This window comes from Bartonella sp. TT67HLJMS (assembly GCF_042193375.1).
GTDB classification, from domain to species: Bacteria; Pseudomonadota; Alphaproteobacteria; order Rhizobiales; family Rhizobiaceae; genus Bartonella; species Bartonella grahamii.
Genome location: NZ_JBHILP010000006.1, coordinates 101,886 through 128,273, shown reverse-complemented (window position 1 = coordinate 128,273; position 26,388 = coordinate 101,886). Strand labels below are relative to the sequence as shown.

Below are 26,388 nucleotides of genomic sequence, written 5' to 3'. Positions count from 1 at the left end.
GACAACCTCAGACAACCTCAGACAACCTCAGACAACCTCAGACAACCTCAGACAACCTCAGACAACCTCAGACAACCATGTGAAAGGCTTTTGAAAAAAATTTCCTCATTGAAAATTTTTACAAGGTATTTTTTTAGATTATAGTCTGTTTTCCACCTAAAATGATGATTTTACCACCTGAAACCAAAGAAAAATACATGTCACCTTGCATGCTTTGTTGGCTTTCCCCAAAATGACAAAGCCTTCTCCACCGGTCTTCAAACAATGCCAATCGATAAACAACAATCTGTAAACAATCTGGTTTCTTATCTAACGGATTTGACTGAGCTTCCCCTTCAAATGCAGCCTTGTCTAGAGTTATTCTACAAAAAACGCTGCTTTAAGAATACGCACAGACGAAAAACATCCCAATGCATAAAGTTTTAACCGCATCTCAAACAATGGTATTTTACGACACAACGGGATAAACTATTGTCTTACAGATTTTCTCGTATCACTCTCATTCTGTTTCAAGAAGTTTCCTGACAAGTACAAAATGCATCTAAGAGAGTTCAATTACTCACCATGTGTTAACGCATCGCCAATTTGCTCTAGCCAACAGAGCGCCCATTTTGAAAAAAAAGAACGCCTTTTGCATACACGCTCTACCCAAAAGAGGGAGAGTACCATTTTGCCTTTTCTCGCTTTAAATAAATATATCCGTTGATCTCTTCCCGCCACCTCAAAAGACGAAGATTTTAGCCCCACATCGATTTGTAAACAATCCAACGACTCTGAAGGGATTCCGTCTGCTGCTCACTTATATGATTCAATTGCATAAGGCTTAACGAAGCACCCCTTCCCCTGAATAGATGTCTCTTTAATACTTAAATGGATCAAGTATTGTATGTCTTATTTTCCTTATATCACCAGCTTCAATAATAGTGTTTTAATGACGGTGTTTTACGGTATAACAGGATAAAATTCTACCCATGGGCTTTTTGTCATCGCCTATCAGCACCTTAAACCCAGCGCTTTAAGCCCAGCGCTTTAAACAATGTATCACGATACCACAAGAGAGAGCATTTTGGATACAACTTTATTCCTTAGAAAAAAACTCTATGAATAAAGGAAGATTTTTTGTTCTCTTTTACCCCTACCTTCAATAATCACTGTCTTGATCCTCTAAAAAACAATAGGCAAACTGACCGTTACACATCCAACAAAGGCAGCACAAAAAATAAAATAATAAAGAACGCCTCAAAACTTTCTGCACAATATATTCTATAAGATTTTATATTCTATAAGATTTTTTTCTCATAACAGACATTTTGCAATCATTTTTATCTCTCTCAAAGCTTTCATTCTCAGGCTTTGACAGCATAAACCACCGCCATATTGACGGGGCGTGTTTCATCCCCCCCTGTTTTTTGCAACAAGACCTTATGTTCATGCTCTCCCGCAGCCTTCGTTAACCGATCTTTATTGTAGACTTGAGCCAGATTTCTATAATATTCACCGTGATTCATATCCCAAACTACCTTGTCAATCATTGGATAACTATGCTGGTGGTTACCTGTTGAATCTGTTTTTCCCTCATGGGTATGAGATTTAAAAGACTCTTCTTGTCGACTTCCCAAGCGACGTCCTTTATCAATTGCTTTTCCACTATCGAGCCCCCGTAAAAACATTCCACGCAAATCGGGAACATTGAATGTTGTTCTCCCGTCTCCTTTTCCCCACGTTTCCCCCAAAACAGCAAAGAGATTGGCATAGTTCTTTCGCGAATATTCTTTACCATCACACAGCAGCCATCCAGAGGGTATTTTTTCTGTAGCAAAAGTCCCAATAAATCCAGAAGAAAAAGTTTCCGGCAAAGGGGGAAAGGGGGGGATTTCAGGAAGTTTTATAGTAGGATTGGTTAAAAACCATCCATCAGCATTTTTTCCGGCAATATCACACGTATAGACGATTTCATAAAGCCCCCCCTTTTGAATTTCCCCCCCTTTTAAAGGCATAATACCCTCTGGCGTTGCCATATAAGTTGGTCTTGGCGGCAATTGATTTAAAGAAACATTTGTTATTCCTCTGTTGACGCCTTGTGCTTTAAAGCGCACAACAATGCCATCCATATAAGTCTCAAAAAAAGACTTTGTCGCCAACCGAAGTGATGTCCTCTCGTTTTCCACATCGACAGTAAACTGTGTTTCAATCCCGCCCCCATTATCCAACAAATATTCTTTGATGCGTTGCATCATAGCGCGAGCACTATCATTGACTGTGCTTGGCGGTTGCCCTTCTGACCAGTTTATACTCTCGTCGGCATAAGCATTTTCTGATGCGATAATTGACCAATCATAAATTGAACTCATAGAAGATACTCTTTTTTCAAAAAGGGAAAACGAGCAAAAAATGAAGAAAAGAAAGCCGCAATTTTATTTTTAGATGCCGGTATTTTCTCCCCTTTCATTTTCTCCATTTTCAGGCCTATTTTGTCATAATCAACATGCAATAATTTTGTTTTTGCATTGACATAAACAGCTTCCGGCTTCACACGCAACACGTCTTGCGCCATAACACCCTGATAACGTTGTGGATTTCCCTTATAATTAAAGGTATAAAGTGGGTATCCCTTTTTCTGCCCCACAGGGATAATATTTTCTTTTGCTCTCACATCACAAAGCCCTAAAATTCCTCCTACCAATCCAAGTACTTGCTGCGCATCACGCAATGGATCTTTTGTCACAGAAGGCATTGTCGTGGATTTTCCTGAAGTCGTTCCGTAATTTCCAGCAGCCTGTGTTCCTATCTGTAACAAGCTTTGCAATCGGTTCCAATCTTGATTATCTTTTTCTGACCATTTTTGGCGTTCAGCATCTAAGACATTTTGACGGTTTATATCTTGAATCATGCCCCCTTTCAAAGCATTGCTTTGCACGTTACTCTGTCCTTGATAATAGCTATTTGCCGCATTAACCTGATCATTCTGAGAGCGATCAATCATCTGATTTGCATTCATCATATTGTTAATATCTTGATTATATTGCTGTGCCGCAGCATTTGTTGCCAAGGCGCCTAGTTCATCGGCCAGCACACCGGTGTGAGCCCCAGAGCCATAACGTCCTGCCCCAGACATCGATTGATTAATTGCATCGGAAGTTTTATTCAGAGCATTTTGCAATGCAGTATTAAATTTACTATTGCTTCCAATCCAGCTTCCCTTAGCCATACCGGAAAGATTTGTAGCGCTGTTGGTTGGTGCATTCAACCATTGCGTTACCGTTGGATTGTTATAGAGCCCTGCTGCTTGTTGTAAACCGGTCAGAGCATTTTTTGTCATATCGCTAAGACCAGCGACTCTGTCTCCCTGATAAACGTTTCCGCCAATTCCTTTATTATAAAGTCCAAGTGCATCAGCACTGGCTTGTTTAAAAATATCAGCCGCCCAAGCAGGTGGAGCATTTGTTTGTGTTGTTGTCTGCACCTGAGGTGTGGTTTTTCTACTCATGGCTTGAGAACCTTTCTATATTGAATAAGATTACGAGAATATCCGTGATGAGCGAGCCTTTTCGCCCATCCAGTTCTTCCAAACATGTGCATTTCTTCAGCATTAATTGTTCGCGCCCATTTTTCGACTTCATCAATCAATTTGACCAATTTCAGCCCTCCCTCTCCAGCAAGATCTGAGAGAACGACGCATTTTTTCCCCGTATGGGTTATTTCAACTTTGGTTATTGCAAAAGCACTAAATTGGATTTTATTTTTTAAGACCAGCCACAATTGTGCTTGTCCTGTAGCGATTTCTTCAGCAATTTTTTCCAGACAAACATCATCCGGAAAGCGCTGAGCATATTTTTTCAATGCAGCATTGAGTGCCTCTTGATAGGGAGCTATTTTTTCCCATGGCCATTGCTCTGTCAAATGAGCAGAATACAAATCTTGACTCTCTTGCATCATAACTTTGGCTCTTTTAGCTTTATCACTCATCTCCCCTTAAAGAACATCCCCCTACGCATTTCACATATTCCATGCTTTCCGCACAAAAAAAGTAAAGAAGCCCCATCATCCCTTTGTCACAACAAATAGGAAACTTTCTTCTTTATAAAAATAAGCCATTGTGCAGACTATTTTTCCTTTATCGCAGAAAAGCATGAAGCATAACGCACCACCTTGTTCCTTTGTTTATAAAGGCTTTGGTCTATGAGCATTTATTCTTTAATAATTTTAATAATAGAGGCTTTGGCCTATCGCATGCCGGCTCGCGTCAATTCCACATCAAATCCAGTGACATGAGTCCAATTTACCCCTTCAGGAATGCGCAATTTAAAGCGATAAAACCGTGCCCTTGCGCGACAATGAATTTGTCCAGTATTATAAGAGGGCTGTTTTTCTGGCAACCAAACAGTTTCCTCTTCAAGAGATTGTCGAAAGCGCATTCCCACAGACAAATAAAACTTTCCACTATTGACTTGAGGCATAATATTTTTCACCCGTGTTATCATGCCATTTGTCTGCCCCATTTCTTGTGATGTCACGACACAAGCCATAGCCCCCCCAGAAAACGAACCCAGTCTCCCCTGTTGATCAAATGCCCCCAGAATAGGCGATTCATTTTTCCAAGCTTTACTATCGAGAGAAAAGGACAAATCATCAATATTCTTAGTCACAAAATCAAGACCTTCTAGGGTTGTTCCTGCTAAGAAAATAGGCAATATCATTTTGATATCCACGAGAGCTTTTGTCCATTTTTGCAATCCCCAATCATAAATGAGCAAGATACGTTTATGAAGGTTCTCATCAGAATCAACCATCCAATAAACACGATTATACACCCCATCGATAGCTGCAGACATGGTATACAGATTATCCTGCCTTGATTTTGCGGTCATCGTTCGATCGACTTTTTCGAACCCAATGGGGATAATCTGTCCATCATTTGTTATTTGATAAAAACCGCCCTCATCGGCAAAGAATGCTAAATCGCCTCTACAAACAATCGATTCAGCATTTTTTGCACCTCGTTTATCGTGGATTTTTTGGAAACTAAAAATAATCTTAGAGCCAGGGATAAAAGAACCGGCATAGATTGCAGAACGCATAAAGATAATTGGATTTGTTGTCTCGGTTGCCCCTTGGACGAATCCGCCATCAGGAAAATCTTGATAATCGCAACTTTTTTTCCCCACGGTCCAAAATTCAGCATCATTTAATCCAGACCAATGAACCCGTCTTGGATACTCGGTTAATTTCATCAAACAAACAAAATCTCCCCAAACTCGAACAATCCCTGCTTGTGGTGGATTTCCCCCCAAATTCCTAAATTTTTTATCATGATTAATATCAATCACTTGTGGTTTATCATTGGCATTCACCGCAATGATAAAATCACCAAATAAAGCAAAAGACCACGGAGCATCGATATTAGCAAGATAAGATTTCCCTTTTTGGCTAATGTCTTTCCACTTCATTGTTGTATTATCAAGCAAGAAGATTTTTTCTCTTGTCCCAACAATAATAGAAACCCCATTTTTTGTTTTAACCGCAAGAGCGCCTAAAATTGGCTCAGGACAAGGATCTGATAAAGGTTCAAAACTTGGCATAGGAATATAGGAGCCATCAGCCGGTAGCACATTAACAAGTTCATCGGTAAAAATTCCATTGATATCCGCCACATCGGGTCGATAATCAGCGATTGGGAAAAAAGCCATCAAGACCCCCATAAAATCTTTGAAAAGCCTAGTGCCATTCAAAACACCAAGGCTTATTGATAAAAAACCACAAAAGCCCTTAAAACTCTAAAGGCATAAAATTCAACAAAAACACAACCTTAAGTTGATTAATACGTCGAAAAAAAAGATACCATAAATAATGGCATACCCAGCGCCATCCACCAGCGCCAGACCAAAATCAACCGCCAGCAATCCCCCAAATAACTAGGAAAAAATCCTTAAAACTCTCCATAAAATCTTTGAAGAGCCTAGTACCATTCAAAACACCAAAGCTTACTGATTGAAACCACAAAAGCCCTTAAAACTCTAATGGCATAAAATTCAACAAAATACACAACCTTAAGTTGATTAATGCGTCGAAAAAAGATACCATAAATAATGGCATACCCAGCGCCATGCACCAGCCCTTCACCATCAATTCCCAGCGCTCATCCAACCATAAGGGACAAACCAGCCATCAACGATTTGAAACAAAGCCTTTTAAAAACTCATTGGGCGAATCTTTGAAGAACCCTTTCGGCGCGATGTTTCAATGCGCAAAGCTTGAAGCTGTTCTTGAAAATCTCTGAAAGAAACGGCGGCATATTCAGGATCTTTAAGAATATTTTTATAAAGTTCATATTTTGCCCGTGCTTTAATAAGATCAAAAGCATAAATCAACCAAGGATTATCGCTTTCTTTCAGCTGTTCATCAGCAAAATGAACAGGAGCATAGGAAAGCTGTACAGTTTCCACATATTCTGGTGTTGGAAAGAGTCCTATTTTTTGATCAAGGCACGTATAAAAGAATGGCGTTCCCAGCGCAGGATGCATACCATATTGTTGATGCAATACTTCCAAGGGCTTAAAGAACAACTTTGTTGGTGTTGCATTCTTTGTTGCTAAAAAGACGCCTTCCAAACTCTTTTCTGATCCAATAAAAACTCCCTCTTTTTGCCCATACCATGTTTTACCACTTTGTGTTTTAAACGTCCTTTCTCTTTTTTCATTAAAGAAAAAGGGTTCGCATTCACACACACGCAAAGCCGTAAAAATTGAATCTTGAATTTGCAGAGAATATTCTGCTGTTGTATCGTCAATTTCATCTTGAATAAGCGCGACCATATAAGCAAAAGTTTTAGAATGGTCTGAATGTGTAAGGTTTAGATTTTTGGGATCAGTGGATAAAGTGGTCATAAGTCTGTCCTTTTTCTGGAAGCATTTTAAATTTTTCCCCCAACAGATCCCTCTTGTTGGGGGAAGTTAGCAAACATTCGCTTTAAGCAGGTGCTCCATAAGTTGGGATGACGATAGTGCCAAAATCCTGAGCCCCTTGCGTACTTCCTGGCAAGGTAAAGCAAGTTTTTTTCATACCAATAATGGTTTTTGCCGCGACCCCGAATTCTCTTTCATAGTCGAAGAGTTCTTCCACCAATTTATAGCGTGTCGCCCCTCGATCTTTACCAAAAGCAATCACAGCACTCTGCGCACCAAGTAGAACAGCACGACGCACATTTGGTACAGCTTTATTTGCCGTCCCAGATTCGACTCCTTCGGTAATATGTTCAGCTTCGCGCAAAACCACACCATTATACATGCCCAAAGATCCATCATAGAGTGGATTTTTGATACGGCTTCCACTATAGATTGCCTTGGTAATATCGAGCCATTGCCCCGCATCTGTATTGGTTCGCAATTGCGTCACTTGGGTTGGATGTAGATAAAGCACATAGACATTTTCCCCATCGATCCGCACGGGTCTAATTTTGGGATTTGCCAATTTAGCCCTTTCAACAGCTTTATCAATGAGCTTGAGATCAAAAACATCGTTTGATTTTAAATCTTCATCTTTTGTTTTTCCATTAGGGCGCACGACGCGTTTATCGGTTGGTGCCGTTGGCGCATTAAACCCATAATGGACAGGTTTAAGAGTAATCGTACGTCCCTCAAAGTTAATAGCTTTTGCGGTATATCCACACACTTGAATGAAGAACATCATACTCAGACGATCTGCATACCAATCAACTAAGCCATTTTTTGCCTCGGTACGCAAATCATGGAGAATTCGTTGTTGATCAATCGTTCCCTCATTTTTGACACGCACAGCATGAACGAGTTCATTAATTGCCAAGCGATCATTGAGAAACTGTAAAGCTTCTTCATTGCCTTCCAATGTCTGCCCTTCACTCACCCCATCGCCTAGCAACTGCACACGCAAATTAAAGCTAATGGCATCCCCACTTGCTTTCGTGGTTTCATCCTTTAATTGTACGATACTATTTGAATCATTTCCAATCAACGGTGCAATCGGAAGTGCTTTTGAGACTTCTTGGTTTAGTAATTTAGACCATGTGCGCACTGCCATTGGGTCATTAAGTCCGATATAAGTTACAGTCATTTTGTCCTCTAAAAGTTTTATTGACATAAAAAACCCGGCAAAGCGCCGGTTGTTAAAACACCACATTTCATTTCAAATGGTGAATAGGTTATTCGTGAGTTTTATCTAATTTCTGTTAGCGTCTGCCTCCCCCTTATAAGAGCTCTCCTCACCACATCCGTGCTTTGAGAAATCCCCCGTATTCCCCCGCGCTAAAAGCCTCTCCACGTTCCTGCAAAAAACACTCCCCCGCATTCCCTGCGCTAAAAGCCTCTCCACGTTCCCGCAAAAAACACTCCCCCGCATTCCCTGCACTAAAAGCCTCTCCACGTTCCCGCAAAAAACACTCCCCCGCATTCCCTGCGCTAAAAGCCTCTCCACGTTCCTGCAAAAAACACTCCCCCGCATTCCCTGCACTAAAAGCCTCTCCACGTTCCCGCAAAAAACACCCCCCGCATTCCCCGCGCTAAAAGCCTCTCCACGTTCCCGCAAAAAACACCCCCCGCATTCCCTGCGCTAAAAGCCTCTCCACGTTCCCGCAAAAAACACCCCCCCGCATTCCCTGCGCTAAAAGCCTTCCCACGTTCCCGCAAAAAACTCCCCCCACATTTTTATTTTTAAAATTCTCTTCCCCCCATTAAACGATTAAAAGAAGCTTTATTTTTAGGATCAGAAACCCAAGCGCTAAACTCTGCTTCTGACATTTTATCAAGCATCTCCAAAGAAATCGGCCCATTTGGCGTCAAGCCGTTATAAGCAGCAAGTGTACGTGCAGAATTGTGTCTTTCCTGTAAATTTTCATCCATGTTATTGGAAACATTTGTGTAGCCAATTTTTTGTGCAATAGAGTAAATCACTTCAGCCGGATTTTGATTTTTTTGCGCACAATCGCGCAAGATCTGCTTCAACTCATCGCCAATCAACGCATCAATATTTTTGGGATCTGCCATCTCAGGATAGAGCGAAGCGCAAGCTGCCAACTGTTTAGCCCGCGTTTCATAAATAAAATCAGCAGCTTGATCAAAATCATGATGCTTTTGTTTAACACTGGCAACAGACTGCTGAAAAAACGCATGCAACTGTTCTGCTTCGCGATCCAGAGAAGGTTGTTGTTTTTCATTAACAAGTCCCTGTTTTTGGAGTGTTTTTCCCAACCATTGCATATAGCCCATAAAGTCTTTTTGTGGATCTGGTGGAGCATCTTCTCCCCCTTGAACCTCTTTTCCAGCCTTTTGCGAAGAATACTGCTGTTGATGCGTTTGCCCTTGGAAATTATCTTCAAGAGTTTTTTCTTCTCTTCCAATTTCACCATCTTCTCCCTCTTGTGTTGAGAGTAGATAATCCTGTTTCAATTGGTTTTGTTCTGCCGGCGTTAAGTGTTCTTGATCCATGACATTAGCCTTCTCTTTTTTTAAACAATAAAATTAAATTTTTCAGATAAAACAGCCTGAGAGCATTTATCCCCTTAATGCTTACCCATCTTTTGGCTCCAACATTCCCCCACATGGCTCCCCCACCATGACGACAAGACTTCTATCGAACATTTTCCCCAATACACACTGTCCAATAAAACAGCTCTTCTGAGATAAAGAGAGGCGACATTGCACGACATAAGCAACATGGGTAACTATGGAAATTGTTTAGATAAGCAACTTCTGATAGACGAAATTCATCCAAGAGAGCACATGATAAAGCACCCTATTGTTGAGCCTTTACTGTCTGCAACATCTGCATTATCTGCTCTGTTCCCATATTACCCCCCATCTGCGCTGAGGCATTTTGCTCTTCTTGAAGAGAATTTTGCGCCTTTATCGCAATTTTATGAATGAGTGAGGCTGGTAAAGGTGAATAGCGTAAGAGATCAAGCATAATCTCAGGCGTTGCAAAATTTTGCATCAAAGGAAGTAATTGCATAATCAGTGCAAAAGTACGCTCTTTTTCATTAAGACTTGTTGGCGCATCATCCACAACAATATCATATTCCAAACTTGTCACCATTTCGCGTGTCAGTGGAACATACTGGGCATTTTCATCACCAGCAATACGAACCAGCCGCCCATCGGACAGATAGTTTTGAATAAGATAGAGAATAATTTTCCCCTGTCGTTGCCGATATCGACGCAACCCATCAAAAAAGGAAGCCAAAAGATTAAGTGACGATTGTCGCCGTTGTTGTTCAAGAACGCCAGGCTGATTGACAGCTCTTGTCCCAATAAATTCAGAAGACAACCCCGTCACCTGTTCAAGTGCGCTCTTTGCTTCATTAAACAATTGGAAAAACCCTTGCGGAAACTGAGCCACGGGTTTAGGCTGAATTCTTCCCCCAGACACAGCACCACTTTTCAACCAAGTAATGCTATCGGCTCTAGCCCAACTCTCGAGGGCTTGTCGATCATCATCAAAAGCATCGCGTTCTGCCATAATTCCGCCTTTTGATTGGCTATTGAGCAAATGCATCACTTGACTAAAATATTTGTTTGCCCACCGTTGGGGATCTTTTGTTGGTTTAACAAGTCCGTAAAAGTGCCGGCTTAACTTATCAAAAGTACCGGTAATACATTCCCATCCCAATTGATTGTGTGGGACCAAGGGCTTATCAGGCGCTTCGAGCAGCTTTCTGCCCAAAAATGCCCGTTTGACAATTTTTCTGTTCAACCTTGTTGCTTGAACATGAGGAAAGGTTTTGCTTAAATTTTGGAAATCCTGCTCTGAATAATCGATAAACTTTCCACTTTGAGGCTCGAGAACTTTATAAATCACCTCGCGTTCAAACCAACGACATTCTACCAATGTCACCATTTTAGGACGTTGATAGGTGCCTCCCTCTTCCCAGTCTCCCTGATATCCCCTCTCAGCTTGATAACTTTGTGTCATCCCATTGCTGGTTGAATGTAAAAAACTCTGATGTTTAACCCAATCAGCATTAAGATCACTCCAATGAACATTGGGAAACATTTCCTGAGCCACAGCAAGAGGTTTTTCATCAATATACCATAAACGTTGTGCATCAATAAGATTAGGCTTAACAGCACTTGCATCCCACACCATTTTCATAGGGTCGAGCCGCGCAATGATTGGTTTTCCTTGTGGATCTTCTTCATAATCAAGGCGTGTATCTGTCCACCCCATTCCGCAAATAATTGCATCTTGAAAGGCATCGGAATCTTCGTATTCCCCATCGGCTTCATCACGAAACCACTCAGCCGCCCCTGTCAGAATCTGGTTTGCAAAGGCTGCTCCTTCTTGTCGTGGAATAAATTGCACTTGTCTTTTATTATTGCGCTCAGCCCCAATCACGGCATTAATTAAAGGTGCAATACGGTTAAAAGTCATGACCGGTCTGTTTTGTTCGTGCAAGGCAGCCAAGTCTTGCTCATTCCATTGCCGTCCATTATAAAAATCGTAATCTTCTTGGGCATTTTTTCGCCATTTTTCGACATGGGCAATATCATCCTGATACCACCCCACGAGTTTTTTAAAGAGTGCTTGATTTTCAAGCGTTTCGATTTGATCAAAAGAAGAATCTGTAGAAATATTCATTAAAAAGCCATCCATGAAGTTTGAGAATGGTGAAACGAGCGATAAGGTTTTTTTCGCGCTCTAGCATTTGGTTGTTCATAAGCCACACACATCAGTCCAAAGGCATCGGCCCCATGGCTAGCCCAATCATGTTCAGCCCCTAGTCCGATATTGCGCTGTTCGTCGCGCTTTTCATGATACCAAGCGAGTGCTTTTCTGCCCGCACATGTCGTTTCACGATTAAACCATAGTGCAGGAAACAATCGCCTTACGGCTTCGATACGCATTTTCACAGCGCCTGTCCCTTGATTAGGGATCACTTTAGTTTGAAACCCAGCTTGTTGAAGGGCACTTTCAAAACTCACATTATAAACACGATCTTTTGTTGCGCCATCATGGGGCAAAACCATGAGAGCCTTTTCATATCCCCTTTGAAAGACCCAGCCCACATGCTCTGAGAGAGGCTGTCCTTGGGCTTCATAATAATCGAGCACTCGAATTTCCCGTCCAATAAATTGCGCAACCCACAATGCGGTAGCATCAGCCTTTGCTCCTGTTCCCCCGATATCCCAAAAGATTCTCACCTGCATCAAAGGATCACGTGGAACGGTAGTAATCCGCCCTTCCATTTCAGCTTCGAGAAGACATTTCTGATAATAAGCCCCTTGGACAGCTTGGAGATATTCGCCTTCCCAAATATGGTTATACTGCTCTGGTCTTTGCTGCAAATCGTCCATTCGATCACGATTGAGTTTTTCAGGAAATTGCGGATTATCACGCCAATTAATTTCTGCCCCTTTGATATGAGGATTATCGACATTTCGGAAACGTTTTTCCACGGGTGCATTTTCATGGCACGGGTTCCATGTGACCCATAATTCTGCATTCCAATCTTTTCCTTCTTCGCGCAAAGTTGGAATGAGGGTTTGCCAAGCAGTTTCTGTCACGGGCTCGGCTTCATCGACCCAGCAAAGGAAAACGCGCCCCATTGATTTAATACTTGCGATATTTCGATCAAGCCCAGCAAACACATAGACAATCCGTCCATCTTTTGATTTAATATACTTATCGCCGATTTCATAATAGTCTTGTAAAAAAGGATAAGATTCGATAGCGCGTTTAATTTCTTCCAAAGAACTGTCATTGAGAGAATTTTGAAATTGCCTTGCACAAAGAATAATCCCGCGTTCTCCAGCCATTCCATGGCGATATCCCACAACAGCCGACATCAAAGCAAAAGAACGTGTTTTTCCAGACCCCCGTCCTCCCCAAGCAGCTCGCACATCTGCTTTTCCAGTAAAAACAGGAATAAGCTTTGGAATAAGAGCCACTTGAGCCGTTTTCTGCTCTATTTTTTGAGAAATTTTCTGAACAATTTTCATTATAAATTTTCATACTTTAGCAATAATTGCGCTTCACCCTTTTGCTTATCCCAAGTTTAATTATCCCAGAGCAATTGAACGAAACGAGCAATTGAACGAAAAACGCCCTTCTCAAAAGCAGCGCTTTATCTTTTCTTCATCCTAATACGCAATGAATTTCACTTTTTTGCATGAAGCCCCCCCTTGGACCGCGTTTGACCCCGCATATACACGATATGCGCCCCCCCAAGGGTCCCACCCCTCAAACACCGCGCCCTGTCATCCCCCAACCAAAGCACGGCATCCCCCCACCAAATCATAGCCTCAGCACATGGCTCTCAAGCATATCCAAAGCCCAACATCCTCCAATATCATGCCTCTCAAGCTTCACCAATCCTCACACTTATCTATCCCCGATACCCCCACCAAAACACATGCATCCCGCAAGCATAATACTTCTCTCAAGTTTCACGCCCTTCACCCATCAAAACACTGTCCCATATCCACCACACAAACATCCTGCACCAAATCTCCTCCAGCACATGGCTCTCAGGCATCATTCACCCAAGCCAAGTATCACGAGCACCTACAAAGACGATAAGCCTCCGCTTCAATCCCCTCAAGACAAGCAATCACTAAAGCAGCCCCCTTGCAAGACATCACCCCGCATCATCCACCTCAGCCTAACATTTTTCAATGTCACAAGCCTCCGTTGCTGAAAAATCACGCTTCTCCGGTTCGATATTTTTTGCATTCACTGGTACAATCTCAATACGCGAAACTGTTTTTAATATCTCCACACCTTCAATAACGAGAAAAGCCCAAACCTTCACAAAAAATCCAAAACAGTAGATAACATCACGCCCTCTAAGCATCGTACCTCTCGAGTATCACCTCTTCAGCACACGCCCCTCTGTCATCACCCATAAAAGCCGGCGTCCCCATAAAGCCAAGCCCAAATATCTCCCCCCGAAATATTCTGCCCTCCAATAAACGCCCAAACATCACAGCCCCCTCTTCAAGCCTCCGTTGCTGAAGGATCACTCTTCTCCGGTTCGATACTTTTTGCATTCACTGGTACAATCTCGATACGCGAAACTGTTTTAACCTCCCCTTCTCCAGTCCCCTGAAGAGGCAACACTTTTGCAAGCAGCGAAAAAAACGGTACGGGATTATTCAGAGCATGATACTGAAGATAAGACACCAACCCATCTTCACCATAGTGATAGCCAGCCTGCTCCGCCGCTGTCAGAAGAGCTTCATTAAATCGCTTTGTTGTTTTATTCAAAGCCCCTTTTTTCCGCCCTCTTCGACGTAAGGGAAGACAATGTTCATCTACCATCATCATGTTCCTTCCAACTAAAGAGAAACCAAAACCTCAAACACAAAAAATGACATGAAAATCAGGAATGAAACCTCAAAAGCAACCAGCAATTAAAAAAATGGGACACACCCTAAAAGATAAAAAACACGCACAAAGCACAAAGCCTCTGCTCCTTTTTTACAGATCAACGTTTTTACGCTTTTACATCATTACAGAACAAAGCCAAATGAAACTCCCAAACCATTACCCCGCATCGCTCTGTAAACACGGGTCTGTCAACAATCTGATTTCTCGTCTATCAGATTCCCCTGCTGATTATTTCATATGGCTATCCCACACTTCAAAGAAGGCTGTTTCATCAAACACGCCAGATAAGCTCTGATCTACAATTTGACTTCAAAAAGCAAATTTTCCTCTGCAGGATAAAGCTTCCACCCCGCACCGGTTTTAAACTATAATCCAACCTCTTACCCAGTAAATTCCCCTACTAACATCAGATTACTTACCCTACTAACATCAGATTACCGCTCCCAAACATCCCTATTTTACAGTATAACCGTATAGCAAATATTTTAATTTTCTTGCCAATCTTCTGAAACTACTTTATTGATGAGCTTCTGTTTTTGATCGTCCACGCAACGGTCAAATAGGGATTTGAAAGCCCAAAAACTCAAACGTTAATTTACCCCACTTTGTGGGTATCTCGGAGTTCCGGGAGTTTTTGCTATGTCCAAGTGCTTGTCAGCACTAAAAGCAAAAAGCTGATTTGAGTTCAGTATTTTCAACCTCCCGGAATACCAATGCGAGGGCGCTCGCAACCGGAGGGGGGCTTTAAGTGCCAACTAAAAATCCACATTTCAACGACATTTTGATCGGTAAAAGAATCCGTCACAGACGCATTTCAATGGGGCTTTCTCAAAAGGAATTAGGAAGCCATTTAGGTGTCAGTTTCCAACAAATCCAGAAATACGAAAAAGGCTCCAATCGTGTAAGCGCAGGGTGTTTGCTCGAAATTGCTAAAAAACTAGCAGTTCCTATTACCTTTTTTTATACTGATATTTTTGCAGAAGAAGATATTCCCACAAAAGAAACTCTCCTACAGCGTGATCAATACACCTATAGCGAAAAAGAACACGCCCTTTTGAAAAACTTTAGAGAACTCAAAGCGAAAAAACAAAAAGCAGTTTTGTGGTTGATTTCTGATTAGACAAAAGCGCACCTATCGACATCCCTCACCAATATATCCAACACCCTTAAAATATAAGCTTCAGATCACGACACCTCAAAGAATGCAGTTTCATCAGACAAGACAGATAAGCCCTGCCCTAAAATATTCCTTCACACACTTTTCTCCAGTCAACGCACTTAACACCCCTCTTCATCCCAGCTTTTCCCTGCTCCACTCACAAATGCATCTCTCCTAGTTCTCTGACCACATTCCATGCCATGATAAAAGCATACACAAAGTACAAATCCTCCGCTTCACTTTTACAGATCACCGTTTTTGCGCTTTTACATCATTACAGAACGTAAGCCAAACGAAATATCCACCACCCCGCACCGCTCTGTAAACAGGGGTCTGTCAACAAGCTGATTTCTCGTCTATCAGATTTCCCTGCTAACCACTTCACATGGTTATCACCGCCCCCAAACATCCCTATTTTACAGTATAACCGTATAGCAAATATTTTAATTTTCTTGCCAATCTTCTGAAACTACTTTATGAATTAGCTTGTGTTTTTGATCGTCCACGCAACGGTCAAATAGGGATTTGAAAGCCCGAACGCTCAGTACATAAATTTATCCCGCTTTGCGGGTATCCCGGAATTCCGGGAGCTTTTGCTATGTCCAAGTGCTTGTCAGCACTAAAAGCAAAAGGCTGACTGAGCTCAGTGCTTTCAAACTCCCGGAATACTAATGCGAGGGCGCTCGCAACCGGAGGGGGCACAAAGTGCAAACTAAAAATCCACATTTTAATGACATTTCGATAGGCAAAAGAATTCGTCATAGACGCATTGCAATGGGGCTTTCTCAAAAAGAGTTAGGAAGCTATTTAGGCGTCAGTTTCCAACAAATCCAGAAATACGAAAAAGGCTCCAATCGTGTAAGCGCAGGGTGTTTGCTCGAAATTGCTAAAAAACTAGCAGTTCCTATTACCTTTTTTTACACTGATATTTTTGCAGAAGAAGATATTCCCACAAAAGAAACTCTTCTACAGCGTGATCAATACACCTATAGCGAAAAAGAACACGCACTTTTGAAAAACTTTAGAGAACTCAAAGCGAAAAAGCAGAAAGCAATCTTGTGGTTGATTTCTGATTAGACAAAAGCGCACCTATCGACATCCCTCGCCAATATCCCCCTCTGCCTAAAGCCTTGCCCGCCTGATACCACCACATCTCAAAAAACGGTTTACGGCACCGGTTTACGACATCATAGGATAACAAACTTCACAATAGGATAACAGACTTCAAAATAGGATAACAAACACCAAAGCCTTGGAAAAACATCCCCACCCCTCTCACAGAATCTTATCAAGAGATCTCTTCTGATTTAAACGCACAATTCCGATTGTATCATTATGATACCTTTTTACATTTACCTTGTCAAGTTTTTATATTTTTCTTTTTATATTTTTGTGTTTTTCTTTAAGGGAGCCACATCCCTCAAAACACCTCTCTTGCAAAACGCCATTCCAGCAAAACGCCTCTCATAAAAAACACAATGTCCAAAACAACAAGAGCTAAAATAGGATTTCCCCTCTAAATAGGATTACCCCTCTAAATAAGATTACCATTGTATTTCTCATTCACCCACTTATTAAAAAAACATCTCTCAATGCTTCTCACACCCATTTCACGGATATCCCCCATACAAATATAGACGCAAATATAATTGTTAAATTCCGCATAGAATATAAAAGCCAACCACGATTTTCTCTCTTCACATCTCTTTACACATCCCCTCTTTACACATCCCCCTTTCAATCTGTTCACAGCTATTCCCAAACTCTCCTCTCCAACCAACGCACGAACAGCACTCTTCATTTCCCCTCCAGTTTGCATAACTCTTCGCCTCAACCCCTCCTTCTCACCACTCCATACCATAACAATATATTGATTTATAAGGATAATTTAGCATCATTGATATTGATTGAGAATTCCAAACATCGTAAGATTCTCTCATTTCAAATCTCTCCCATGTTGAATCAATCAAAATCATTCGCTTGCACGTCAAAAGAGAGGAGAGCCCGTGTGGATAAAAAAACGATTAAGAAAGGAATAAAAATAGCTCTTATGAACCATCTCAAGTGCCAAGGGCTGTAGCCAACACCCACGAGCTAGCAAAATAATGATGATACCGGCTTGCTTCTTCACAAGCGTAAAGATAGGAGTGCTCAATGGATTTATCATTATACCATGACAAAAAACACGCACAATATATAAATCCACAAATCCTCCGCATCACTTTTACAGATTCACATTTTTACGCTTTTACATCTTTACAGAACGCAGCCAAATGAAACTCCCAAACCACCACGCCGCACCGCTCTGTAAACACGGGTCTGAAACAATCTGATTTCTCGTCTATCAGATTCCCCTGCTGATTATTTCATATGGCTATCCCACACCTCAAAGAAGGCTATTTCATCAGACAAGACAAATAAGCTCTGCCCTAAAATATTTCCCACAAGCTCTTCTCCAGTCAACACGCTTAACACCCCTCTTCATCCCAGCCTTTCCCACTCCATTCACGAAAACACTTCCCCCAATCCTCGCACCACATTCCATGCCATGATAAAAGCGTACACAAAGCACAAATCCTTCGCTTCATTTTTACGGATTCACATTTTTACGCTTTTACATCTTTACAGAACGCAGCCAAATGAAACTCCCAAACCACCACTCCGCACCGCTCTGTAAACACGGGTCTGAAACAATCTGATTTCTCGTCTATCAGATTCCCCTGCTGATTATTTCATATGGCTATCCCACACCTCAAAGAAGGCTATTTCATCAGACAAGACAAATAAGCCCTGCCCTAAAATATTTCCCACAAGCTCTTCTCCAGTCAACACGCTTAACACCCCTCTTCATCCCAGCTTTCTCCGCTCCATTCACAAGAGCCCCGTGTGGATAAAAAAACGATTAAGAAAGGAATAAAAATAGCTCTTATGAACCGTCTCAAGTGCTAAGTGCTGTAGCCAACACCCACGAGCTAGCAAATATAATGATGATACCGGCTTGCTTCTTCATAAGCGTAAAGATAGGTGTGCTCAATGGATTTATCATTATACCATGACAAAAAACACGCACAATACATAAATCCATAAGTCCTCCGCTTCACTTTTACAGATTCACATTTTTACGCTTTTACATCTTTACAGAACGAAGCCAAACGAAACTCCCAAACCACCACGCGACAATTTGATAAAAACAAAACACCTTTCAACAATCTCAAACAACAGATTTCCGTAAAGAGTTCATATGAATTTGATTGTTTAGATCTGACTATTAAATTGGCGTATAGAGCCGTAGAACAGAAAGTAATTTTCTATAAGACAGAAACGATAAAAGCGCTATATAACTGAGACAGAACATGAAGAATTGCGAACAGATAAAACGATATCTCTTTTCATTACAATACTGAAATTGTAAACGAGACGACTGGTAATTGTCAGCTGAATATATAATTTTCACATCTGTAAATTTTTATTGATTAATTCAATCCCAAAATTTCCCCTGAAACACATTTCTTCATTATCTACTTCTTTGAGACAAACCGGCAAAGGAGCTTCATCTATTATAAGTACGGAAATAATAACGCGTTACTCCAACCTCATCATAAGAAACCATAGACAGGATACCTGTATTTATTGGCGTTATTTTATAAGTCAAGATTACACCATTTTGCTGTTTGTTTGGTTGATCTGTATAGATCACGTTATATCCATTCCGTCGCAAGAGATCAATAAATACAGGAGTAAAGTTGTCTTCTGTTTTATTTTTTTTCACAATAAGTGTTGTTGTAGCGGGCGGTAAAGGTTTTTTAAGATTACGAACAAAATCGTTAGCAATTAATTTTACATCATCTTTCGTAATATTTGGACTGACATAACTTGATGAATAATTACCCATAGATGCACAACCAGCCACCAAGACAAGAGGCAACGGAAATAAATATTTTGACATCGAGAGTCCCCCTATAAATTGTATTCCTTTTTGAGAAGCTCCTACACCAGAAATAAGAGCATCCTTTCTAAGAATAGCCTTAACAACATATTTCTTTACAATCAAGCGTTAGTTAATCACTTTCTCACTTGTTAAAAAAACGACCATCATCTCTCATAGTACTCAAAGCTTACGCTTAACATAAAAAATATATATTAAAAGTACACAAAACATATGCAAAGAATGTAGTATACATATAATATATTTATACTTATTTTCATGATTTTCTGTATTACATATTATTTAAGACAGATTTATCATTAAAGAAGCACAAACATTGGATGACTTTCCAAGCAATAAAAATGATATTTTTTATCCCCATAACATTGAAATTATCACGTGATCGAAGAGTAATTATTGTTTGAATACTTAGGCTTTTACGGGCCATTTAGATCCCGACTTCCCCACTATCTACCAATTTGTACCGATATTGTTTCTTTTGGTTTTTCATTTACGCTCATCATTAGCTATTTTATGTGTTTTTTGAAACAATTATGAAGCTCTACCCTAAAACAACGAATGAAATTTCCCAAATCCCACGCGACAATTTGATAAAAACAAAACACTTCACAACTTAAATTCCACTGGCAAGCTTATCCCCACCCCTTTTCATTTTTTCTCCATCCCAAGGGGGATATCTACCCCTCACACATCATCCTTCATCCCTTCGCACCACCACCTCTTATCCACACTCTCCTAACCTATCCATGCGCACTCTCTTCATCTTCTATTCCCCCTTTTTCCCCCCCATTATACACTTAACAACTTAACACCCCTCTTCCCTCCAACGTCCCCCTCCATTCAAGAAAACTCTTCCTCCAATCCTCGCACCCCATTCCACGCCCCAAAAAGCCCAAAGTGACCAAAAACACGCACAATATATAAATCCACAAATCCTTCGCTTCACTTTTACGGATTCACATTTTTACGCTTTTACGTCATTACAAAACAAAGCCAAAGGAAAGGCTCACCACCCCACGCTGCTCTATAAACACTGGTCTGTAAACGAACAAAGCTTTTTGCCTAGTACCCCTTACAGTCTTCAGACACCCCTCCTCAAACGACAGCACTTAATCAGGCTCAACAAATCAAGCCCTGCCCTCAAATATTCTAGCTCTTCACTCCCCCTCAAAGAGCGATGTTTTTACATTACAACAGGATAATTAACGAACCGTCTTAGAAAAAAGAAACGGCATAGAGATATTAAATATATCAATGGTCGTCATCTACTGTCGTATTAAGAGATGTTGTATCTTTATTTTTCTTAATTTTTAAAATGCCAATCATTCCCGTGGAAATAATTAATGCAGACATAGCTAAAAAGGAGCTTAACAATCCCAAGAGTGCAAAAAGTCCAGCAATAAAGCCAGACACTGCTTCCGCAGAGTTCGCTAAAGTTGAAAAAGTTCCAAAACTCATACCAAAATCTTCACGACGAGAATATAATTGAATAGCTGAGACTAAACTAATATCCACAAGTGCACCAATAAATCCTAAAACAAATGCTAACACGAGAAGGAGTTTTAAATAAAGTCCTGCTGCTAAGGGCATAACAAACAGAATAACCCCATAAAGAAGCCAAAATACCATGAGCTTCAACGATGTAATCTTGAATATAATTTTACTATATAACAAACCACCAACAATAGTTCCAACAGCCATGAGAGAAAAAATATAACTCACAAGGCTTTCCTCTCCCCCTATAGAGAGGACAAAAGCTGGAATTAAAAATCTTAAAATTGCACCAGTAAAGAGAATAGCAAACGACGAGCCGACAAGCGTAATAAATAAATTATTATTTTCTTTAGAAATATATTTAAGATAGGAAGCTGTTTCTCGATAAATTTTTATAAAATTGAATGATTTATTCTCGCTTGAATTTAAATTCATGAGATTAAATAACACTATAATAGATATAAAATAGGTAAAAAAATCAAAAATGAGTACTGCCGATTTATTTGCTAAAAAAAGCAGTAGGGAACAAACTAAAGGACCCATGACGGATGCAGTTTCCTCTATAATTTGTGCAATGCTATTGGCCTTTGTCAGATCCTTTACTGAGAACATTCTGGGAATAGCAGCTTGAAAACTTGGTTGGAAAATACTTCTTCCTATCGTTGTACATATTGCTGCGAAAATAAGAACAATAATATGTGCAGTCCCTGTTATAGTGGTTATAAAAACGAATAATGAGGCTAATAATCTAACAAATTCACTTAAGATCATATTTTTCTTCAAAGAAAAATTATCAGCTAACCAACCTCCTATAGGACCAAAAAAGAGAAAAGGGATAAATCGAAAAAAATACACAAGACCTGTAAAAAAGATGTTATCTGTTAATTCTAAGACAAGTAAAATAAAAACAACTTCATAAGCATAATCACCAACTTTAGAAATAAAGAGAGAGGAAAAAAGAGCTAAAGGACTCTTTTTTAAAAATAAATTCATATCAACCATCCGATATTAAACTTTTCTACAGTTAAAGTTGCATTCCCTTCAATACAATTGGTGATATGAACTTCAAAAGAGTTGTTTACTCTAACAAATTGCTTAATAAGTTAAGTGAAAATTTTTAAAGAAATACTCCTCTTGATATAAGCATTTAGACTAATATCAAGTAATATATTAATTTTTCTTTCTTATTTGCTTTAAAAAAAAAGAAAGAATGTAAAAATTATGAGATCAAAATCTGCTATATTATTATATTGACTTCCAGCCCACGTCTCAAAGAATGAAAATTCCCAACCAGCACTGGTCTACAACCCCACTTCAAAAAGCAGCTTTCCCCACAGAACAAAGCTTACACCCAACCGCCCCTCAAATGACAACACTTCGTCAGGCTCAACAAATCAAGCCCACTCTCCTCGCCAGCCTTCATCCCTTCGCACCACCACCTCTTATCCACACTCTCCTCCTATCCATGCGCACTCTCTTCATCCTCCATTTCCCCCTTTTTTCTCCCATTATACACTTAACAACTGAACACCCCTCTTCCCTCCAGCTTCCCCCTCCATTTATGAAAACACTTCCCCCATTTATCTCACTACATTCCACGCCATGATAAAAGCCCAACGTGACCAAAAACACGCACCAATACCCCTCTCCACTCCTTTCTCACAGACACATTTTTACGCTTTTACGTCATTACACAACGCAGCCAAACGAAAGCCCGCACCGCTCTGTAAACAATAGTCTATAAACGAACAAAGCTTTTTGCCTAGTACCCCTTACAGTCTTCAGACTATTCTCCTCAAATGACAGCACTTCATCAGGCTCAATAAATCAAGCCCACTCTCCTCGCCAGCCTTCATCCCTTCGCACCACCACCTCTTATCCACACTCTCCTCCTATCCATGCGCACTCTCTTCATCCTCCATTCCCCCTTTTCCCCCCCATTATACACTTAACAACTTAACACCCCTCTTCCCTCCAGCTTCCCCCTCCATTTATGAAAACACTTCCCCCATTTATCTCACCACATTCCACGCCAGACAAAAACCCAACGTGACCAAAAACACGCACAATATATAAATCCACAAATCCCCCACTTCACTTTTACGGATTCACATTTTTACGCTTTTACATCTTTACAGAATGCAGCCAAATAAAATTTCCACCCCACACCGCACTGCTCTGTAAACAATAGTCTGTAAACAATCCAGCTTTTTGCCTAGTACCCCTTACAGTCTTCAGACTATCCTCCTCAAATGACAGCACTTCATCAAGCTCAACAAATCAAGCCCTATCCTTGAATATTCCAGCTCTTCACTCCCCCTCAAAGAGCAGTGTTTTACGGCGTAATAGAATAGAAAATGTTTTCATTTTTCTTGCCAATATACTGAAATTACTTTACAAATTTAAAAGTGCTTTGGTCGTCTACGCAACGATCAATAGGGAAGACGAGCCCTAAGCTCTAGCGTAAAAACGAACCCGCTTTACGGATATCTTCAAATTCCGGGAGATTTTGCTATGTCCAGGTGCTTCTCAGCACTAAAAGCAAAAAGCTGACTCGGATTCAGTACCTTTAACTCCCGGAATACCAATACGAGGGCGGCTCTCCCCCAGCGGGGGGCTTGAAGTGCAAATCAAAAATCCACATTTTATCGACATTTCTGATTAAGCAAAAAACGCGATTTATAATCCATATTTCGCACTTTTTTAAAAAGTACCCAATCTTATAGTCTTTGAGATTATTTTGATTTTTCTTGCCAATTTTCTGAAACTACTTTATTACTTAAAGTGTAATTTTGGTCGTCTACGCACCGATCAAGAGGGATTAAAGGTCCTAAATCCGAGCGTAAAAACAAACCCGCATTGCGGGTATCCCGGAATTCCGGGAGATTTTGCTATGTCCAGGTGCTTCTCAGCACTAAAAGCAAAATGCTGATTCGAGGTCAGTGCTTTCAGGCTCCCGGAATACCAATGCGAGGGCGCTCGCAACCGGAGGGGGACTTGAAGTGCCAACTAAAAATCCACATTTTATCGACATTTTAATAGGCAAAAGAATCCGTCACAGACGCATTTCAATAGGGCTTTCCCAAAAAGAATTAGGGAGCCATTTAGGTGTCAGTTTCCAACAAATCCAAAAATATGAAAAAGGCTTCAATCGTGTAAGCGCAAAATGTTTGCTCGAAATCGCCCAAAAACTAGATGTCCCTGTAAACTTCTTTTATGCAGACCTTGCCACAAAAGAAGATCTTTCAACAAAAGACACTCTCTTACACCACGATCAAGAAACCTATAGCGAAAAAGAACACACCCTTTTAAAAAACTTTAGAGAGCTCAAATCTAAAAAACAAAAAGCAATCTTGTGGCTAATTTCTGATTAAGCAACAGCGCAACGATCAACGTTATTCCATTCATATCCCCCCCCTTAAGTCAAATTCAAACCAGCTTCCCCTCAAACAACAGCACTTCATCAGGCTCAATAACTCAAGCCCTGCCCTCAAATATTCTAGCACACCACACACCTTCAAAGAGCGATATTTTACGGCAGATAGGATAATCAGCTGCATTTTTGTTTTCACTTATAATTTTCCAATGACTTTTGAATGCCTCAATTAATCTTTTTATAGCACTTTTACTCTTTTTAAAGCTTCTTTCTCTGCTTCTTCTTTTAACTTCATGTCATTGGCGACTTCGTACCTTTTTATTGTTTTTTCAATCTGATCATCAGTCCCTGCTTTAAAAACAATCATTGTTTCAAACGGACGAAATAATGACGATTGCGAAATATGAAAAAAGATATTCGTGCTCAAATTGTTTGGATCAAACTTGCTATACCTTTTTATTTTTAAGTCATCGATAGATATCGCTTCTTCTGACATAGCAAGACCAATAACATCGCTATTTTTCTCACCAAAATCTCTCACTTTTAAAAGGTTATTTTTAGCGTCACAAACTGTCGATATATTCATGACTTCGTTAAGAACTTGATCATTTATGTCAAATTGAGCACCTATGCCAAAAATGAATACAAGATCACGCAAAGAACAAGCTTTTTGAAAATAACAAGCATTGTACAAACGTGAGAGAATCCCAAGACATCCGACTGCTTGTCGAATGATTTTTATAGCGAGCTCATATGATTTTTCATCTAAACGAAGATTACGAATGTCTGGAATGTAGATTTCTTGTGTTTCTTGTAACGGTGCAACTTCATTGTTTAATGCACGATCAATAAGCTTTTCTAACCAATGGTAACTCTCAATATTATCCTGCTCTCGGACAGACGATCTGATCTCTTCTAAAAGATTGTCCAGCCCATACTCTTCTCTAAAAGCATGCTCTCTTCGATCACACGTCATCGTAAATGTATGGGTATTTTCTCGTTTGTCCGGTATAGATGATGCGTCAATTTCTGGATCATTCACTTTAAATGGATCAACGCTTTCTCCACTTTTAACAGATATCGAATGCTCACCTCTAATAGTATCAAAAACTCTCGCCCCTTGCTTCTCCCTAAAAGAAATGCCTTGTTCAAGAAACATCTTTAATGGATTGGAATCATCCGGTGTTAACGATATACGCTGTATTAAAGAGTCCAAAATTTCCTGTTGAAGCTTATCATCACTTATTAACGAATCTTTCCTATCCTCGTAGAAATCCTTTAAGCCTTCTGGAATACGCCGATTGTAACTCTTAACTTCCTTTGCAAACCAGCTGTTAATTAATTCCTTGTTTGTGGCTAATTTCATGAGATTATACCCCCCATTTAAATTTCAAATGATCCTTTTGATCAATAAACTCCAATACAGTTTTTATTAAAACTCTTGAAAAAAGTTCATTATCTTTTTGTTTTACTTAGTATTTACCATATTATAGTTTATTGGTAAATAAGTAAAGTAAAGTAAAGTAAAATCAATTAAGATATAGATGATATTTTTAATATACACCTTCACTTAAACTTGCTTTTATAACAACGAATAGCGGAAATTTTAACCAAAAACAGGTTAGGGGTCTTGTTTTTCAAGTCTTTATCTTGATTAAAAAAACTGCAAAGGAGCAAACTTGATTGTGCAGATAATCATGCTCCATCATCTATTAGCCACCAACATAGAGTTGTGATCAATCAAACAGTTTTAAAAAACTTTTAGCAAAATTTTAAAGCAGAAAAACGCACGTCACCGAAAAAATGAGAGAGCTGTGCATTTTACGCATCCTCCACCTTTTGCTTAAACAGCAAAACTCCAACCCATCGTCAAAATATCTTCGTCTAAAATCCCCCATGTCACAGATCAGCCCCCTCAAAGAGCAGTGTTTTACGGCAGATAAACAGCATTTCTCTTTAACGCTTTTACGCATAAAGCAATAAAGCAATCCCGCTTGTGACTTCACTCATAACATTGCAAGAAAATAGCTTTCACGACAACCAGAAGTAAAAGAACCC

General features: G+C 40.2%; 21 protein-coding genes. 3 read left to right on the top strand and 18 right to left on the bottom strand.

All coding sequences use genetic code 11. The features are described 5' to 3' along the window. Positions 1-1,346: 1,346 nt before the first annotated feature. The 14 genes from ACFIJQ_RS05300 to ACFIJQ_RS05235 form a co-directional block, all read right to left on the bottom strand. The gene (locus ACFIJQ_RS05300; protein WP_375628927.1) at positions 1,347-2,351 is read right to left on the bottom strand and encodes a phage tail protein; all 1,005 of its coding nucleotides are present in this window, start codon (positions 2,349-2,351) and stop codon (positions 1,347-1,349) included. Beyond that, positions 2,348-3,487 (bottom strand): tail fiber domain-containing protein, encoded by a 1,140-nt coding sequence (locus tag ACFIJQ_RS05295; RefSeq protein WP_273788463.1) that lies wholly within the window; start codon positions 3,485-3,487, stop codon positions 2,348-2,350. The genes ACFIJQ_RS05300 and ACFIJQ_RS05295 overlap by 4 nt, the downstream gene beginning before the upstream one ends. Next, positions 3,484-3,966, bottom strand: a complete 483-nt coding sequence (locus tag ACFIJQ_RS05290) for a hypothetical protein (RefSeq protein ID WP_375628924.1) — start codon at positions 3,964-3,966, stop codon at positions 3,484-3,486. The genes ACFIJQ_RS05295 and ACFIJQ_RS05290 overlap by 4 nt, the downstream gene beginning before the upstream one ends. A gap of 257 nt (positions 3,967-4,223) precedes the next feature. Next, positions 4,224-5,687, bottom strand: coding sequence for a hypothetical protein (locus ACFIJQ_RS05285; protein WP_375628922.1), 1,464 nt, complete (start codon positions 5,685-5,687; stop codon positions 4,224-4,226). Positions 5,688-6,188: 501 nt separating this feature from the next. Then, positions 6,189-6,884 (bottom strand): hypothetical protein, encoded by a 696-nt coding sequence (locus ACFIJQ_RS05280; protein ID WP_273788460.1) that lies wholly within the window; start codon positions 6,882-6,884, stop codon positions 6,189-6,191. An 82-nt stretch (positions 6,885-6,966) separates the two neighbouring features. Then, a complete protein-coding gene (locus ACFIJQ_RS05275) occupies positions 6,967-8,085 on the bottom strand; it encodes a N4-gp56 family major capsid protein (protein WP_015856832.1) in 1,119 nt (372 codons plus the stop codon). A gap of 148 nt (positions 8,086-8,233) precedes the next feature. Then, positions 8,234-8,506, bottom strand: coding sequence for a hypothetical protein (locus ACFIJQ_RS05270; RefSeq protein ID WP_375628920.1), 273 nt, complete (start codon positions 8,504-8,506; stop codon positions 8,234-8,236). Further along, positions 8,481-8,657 (bottom strand): hypothetical protein, encoded by a 177-nt coding sequence (locus ACFIJQ_RS05265; protein WP_375628918.1) that lies wholly within the window; start codon positions 8,655-8,657, stop codon positions 8,481-8,483. The genes ACFIJQ_RS05270 and ACFIJQ_RS05265 overlap by 26 nt, the downstream gene beginning before the upstream one ends. A gap of 24 nt (positions 8,658-8,681) precedes the next feature. Further along, the gene (locus tag ACFIJQ_RS05260) at positions 8,682-9,455 is read right to left on the bottom strand and encodes a hypothetical protein (RefSeq protein ID WP_375628916.1); all 774 of its coding nucleotides are present in this window, start codon (positions 9,453-9,455) and stop codon (positions 8,682-8,684) included. Between the two features lie 307 nt (positions 9,456-9,762). After that, the gene (locus ACFIJQ_RS05255; RefSeq protein ID WP_273788457.1) at positions 9,763-11,604 is read right to left on the bottom strand and encodes a portal protein; all 1,842 of its coding nucleotides are present in this window, start codon (positions 11,602-11,604) and stop codon (positions 9,763-9,765) included. Next, positions 11,604-12,965, bottom strand: a complete 1,362-nt coding sequence (locus ACFIJQ_RS05250) for a PBSX family phage terminase large subunit (RefSeq protein ID WP_273788456.1) — start codon at positions 12,963-12,965, stop codon at positions 11,604-11,606. The genes ACFIJQ_RS05255 and ACFIJQ_RS05250 overlap by 1 nt, the downstream gene beginning before the upstream one ends. Positions 12,966-13,627: 662 nt before the next feature. Then, the gene (locus ACFIJQ_RS05245) at positions 13,628-13,819 is read right to left on the bottom strand and encodes a hypothetical protein (RefSeq protein ID WP_273788455.1); all 192 of its coding nucleotides are present in this window, start codon (positions 13,817-13,819) and stop codon (positions 13,628-13,630) included. Further along, positions 13,812-13,949, bottom strand: coding sequence for a hypothetical protein (locus ACFIJQ_RS05240; RefSeq protein ID WP_375628913.1), 138 nt, complete (start codon positions 13,947-13,949; stop codon positions 13,812-13,814). The genes ACFIJQ_RS05245 and ACFIJQ_RS05240 overlap by 8 nt, the downstream gene beginning before the upstream one ends. A 13-nt stretch (positions 13,950-13,962) precedes the next feature. Further along, positions 13,963-14,289, bottom strand: coding sequence for a hypothetical protein (locus ACFIJQ_RS05235; protein WP_375628946.1), 327 nt, complete (start codon positions 14,287-14,289; stop codon positions 13,963-13,965). Between the two features lie 814 nt (positions 14,290-15,103). Between ACFIJQ_RS05235 and ACFIJQ_RS05230 the strand changes: the two genes are divergently transcribed. Together ACFIJQ_RS05230 and ACFIJQ_RS05225 are read left to right on the top strand one after the other, a co-directional pair. After that, positions 15,104-15,475, top strand: coding sequence for a helix-turn-helix domain-containing protein (locus ACFIJQ_RS05230; RefSeq protein ID WP_375628911.1), 372 nt, complete (start codon positions 15,104-15,106; stop codon positions 15,473-15,475). Between the two features lie 744 nt (positions 15,476-16,219). Beyond that, positions 16,220-16,591 carry a helix-turn-helix domain-containing protein gene (locus ACFIJQ_RS05225; protein ID WP_375628909.1) on the top strand — a complete coding sequence of 124 codons (372 nt, stop codon included), beginning with the start codon at positions 16,220-16,222 and terminating at the stop codon, positions 16,589-16,591. A 457-nt stretch (positions 16,592-17,048) separates the two neighbouring features. Here ACFIJQ_RS05225 and ACFIJQ_RS05220 read toward each other — a convergent pair whose 3' ends face one another. From ACFIJQ_RS05220 to ACFIJQ_RS05210, 3 genes are all read right to left on the bottom strand, one after another. Further along, a complete protein-coding gene (locus ACFIJQ_RS05220; protein WP_375628907.1) occupies positions 17,049-17,333 on the bottom strand; it encodes a hypothetical protein in 285 nt (94 codons plus the stop codon). 1,731 nt (positions 17,334-19,064) lie between these two features. Next, positions 19,065-19,460 carry a hypothetical protein gene (locus ACFIJQ_RS05215; protein ID WP_273788475.1) on the bottom strand — a complete coding sequence of 132 codons (396 nt, stop codon included), beginning with the start codon at positions 19,458-19,460 and terminating at the stop codon, positions 19,065-19,067. Positions 19,461-20,711: 1,251 nt separating this feature from the next. Next, positions 20,712-21,947 (bottom strand): MFS transporter, encoded by a 1,236-nt coding sequence (locus ACFIJQ_RS05210; protein ID WP_375628944.1) that lies wholly within the window; start codon positions 21,945-21,947, stop codon positions 20,712-20,714. Between the two features lie 2,009 nt (positions 21,948-23,956). Here ACFIJQ_RS05210 and ACFIJQ_RS05205 point away from each other — a divergent pair. Further along, positions 23,957-24,328 carry a helix-turn-helix domain-containing protein gene (locus ACFIJQ_RS05205; protein WP_375628906.1) on the top strand — a complete coding sequence of 124 codons (372 nt, stop codon included), beginning with the start codon at positions 23,957-23,959 and terminating at the stop codon, positions 24,326-24,328. 240 nt (positions 24,329-24,568) lie between these two features. On the opposite strand, the gene ACFIJQ_RS05200 is transcribed toward ACFIJQ_RS05205, so the two are convergent. After that, a complete protein-coding gene (locus ACFIJQ_RS05200; RefSeq protein WP_375628904.1) occupies positions 24,569-25,696 on the bottom strand; it encodes a hypothetical protein in 1,128 nt (375 codons plus the stop codon). Positions 25,697-26,388 lie beyond the last annotated feature (692 nt).

What these genes read in the sequence shown, in the direction of transcription:
- ACFIJQ_RS05290 (WP_375628924.1), bottom strand. Translation starts at nt 3,966, where the DNA reads ATGAGTGATAAAGCTAAAAGAGCCAAAGTTATGATGCAAGAGAGTCAA.
- ACFIJQ_RS05275 (WP_015856832.1), bottom strand. Translation starts at nt 8,085, where the DNA reads ATGACTGTAACTTATATCGGACTTAATGACCCAATGGCAGTGCGCACA.
- ACFIJQ_RS05200 (WP_375628904.1), bottom strand. Translation starts at nt 25,696, where the DNA reads ATGAAATTAGCCACAAACAAGGAATTAATTAACAGCTGGTTTGCAAAG.
- ACFIJQ_RS05235 (WP_375628946.1), bottom strand. Translation starts at nt 14,289, where the DNA reads ATGATGGTAGATGAACATTGTCTTCCCTTACGTCGAAGAGGGCGGAAA.
- ACFIJQ_RS05250 (WP_273788456.1), bottom strand. Translation starts at nt 12,965, where the DNA reads ATGAAAATTGTTCAGAAAATTTCTCAAAAAATAGAGCAGAAAACGGCT.
- ACFIJQ_RS05245 (WP_273788455.1), bottom strand. Translation starts at nt 13,819, where the DNA reads ATGCTTAGAGGGCGTGATGTTATCTACTGTTTTGGATTTTTTGTGAAG.
- ACFIJQ_RS05260 (WP_375628916.1), bottom strand. Translation starts at nt 9,455, where the DNA reads ATGGATCAAGAACACTTAACGCCGGCAGAACAAAACCAATTGAAACAG.
- ACFIJQ_RS05285 (WP_375628922.1), bottom strand. Translation starts at nt 5,687, where the DNA reads ATGGCTTTTTTCCCAATCGCTGATTATCGACCCGATGTGGCGGATATC.
- ACFIJQ_RS05240 (WP_375628913.1), bottom strand. Translation starts at nt 13,949, where the DNA reads ATGTTTGGGCGTTTATTGGAGGGCAGAATATTTCGGGGGGAGATATTT.
- ACFIJQ_RS05210 (WP_375628944.1), bottom strand. Translation starts at nt 21,947, where the DNA reads ATGAATTTATTTTTAAAAAAGAGTCCTTTAGCTCTTTTTTCCTCTCTC.
- ACFIJQ_RS05255 (WP_273788457.1), bottom strand. Translation starts at nt 11,604, where the DNA reads ATGAATATTTCTACAGATTCTTCTTTTGATCAAATCGAAACGCTTGAA.
- ACFIJQ_RS05295 (WP_273788463.1), bottom strand. Translation starts at nt 3,487, where the DNA reads ATGAGTAGAAAAACCACACCTCAGGTGCAGACAACAACACAAACAAAT.
- ACFIJQ_RS05300 (WP_375628927.1), bottom strand. Translation starts at nt 2,351, where the DNA reads ATGAGTTCAATTTATGATTGGTCAATTATCGCATCAGAAAATGCTTAT.
- ACFIJQ_RS05215 (WP_273788475.1), bottom strand. Translation starts at nt 19,460, where the DNA reads ATGTCAAAATATTTATTTCCGTTGCCTCTTGTCTTGGTGGCTGGTTGT.
- ACFIJQ_RS05280 (WP_273788460.1), bottom strand. Translation starts at nt 6,884, where the DNA reads ATGACCACTTTATCCACTGATCCCAAAAATCTAAACCTTACACATTCA.
- ACFIJQ_RS05220 (WP_375628907.1), bottom strand. Translation starts at nt 17,333, where the DNA reads ATGCAAACTGGAGGGGAAATGAAGAGTGCTGTTCGTGCGTTGGTTGGA.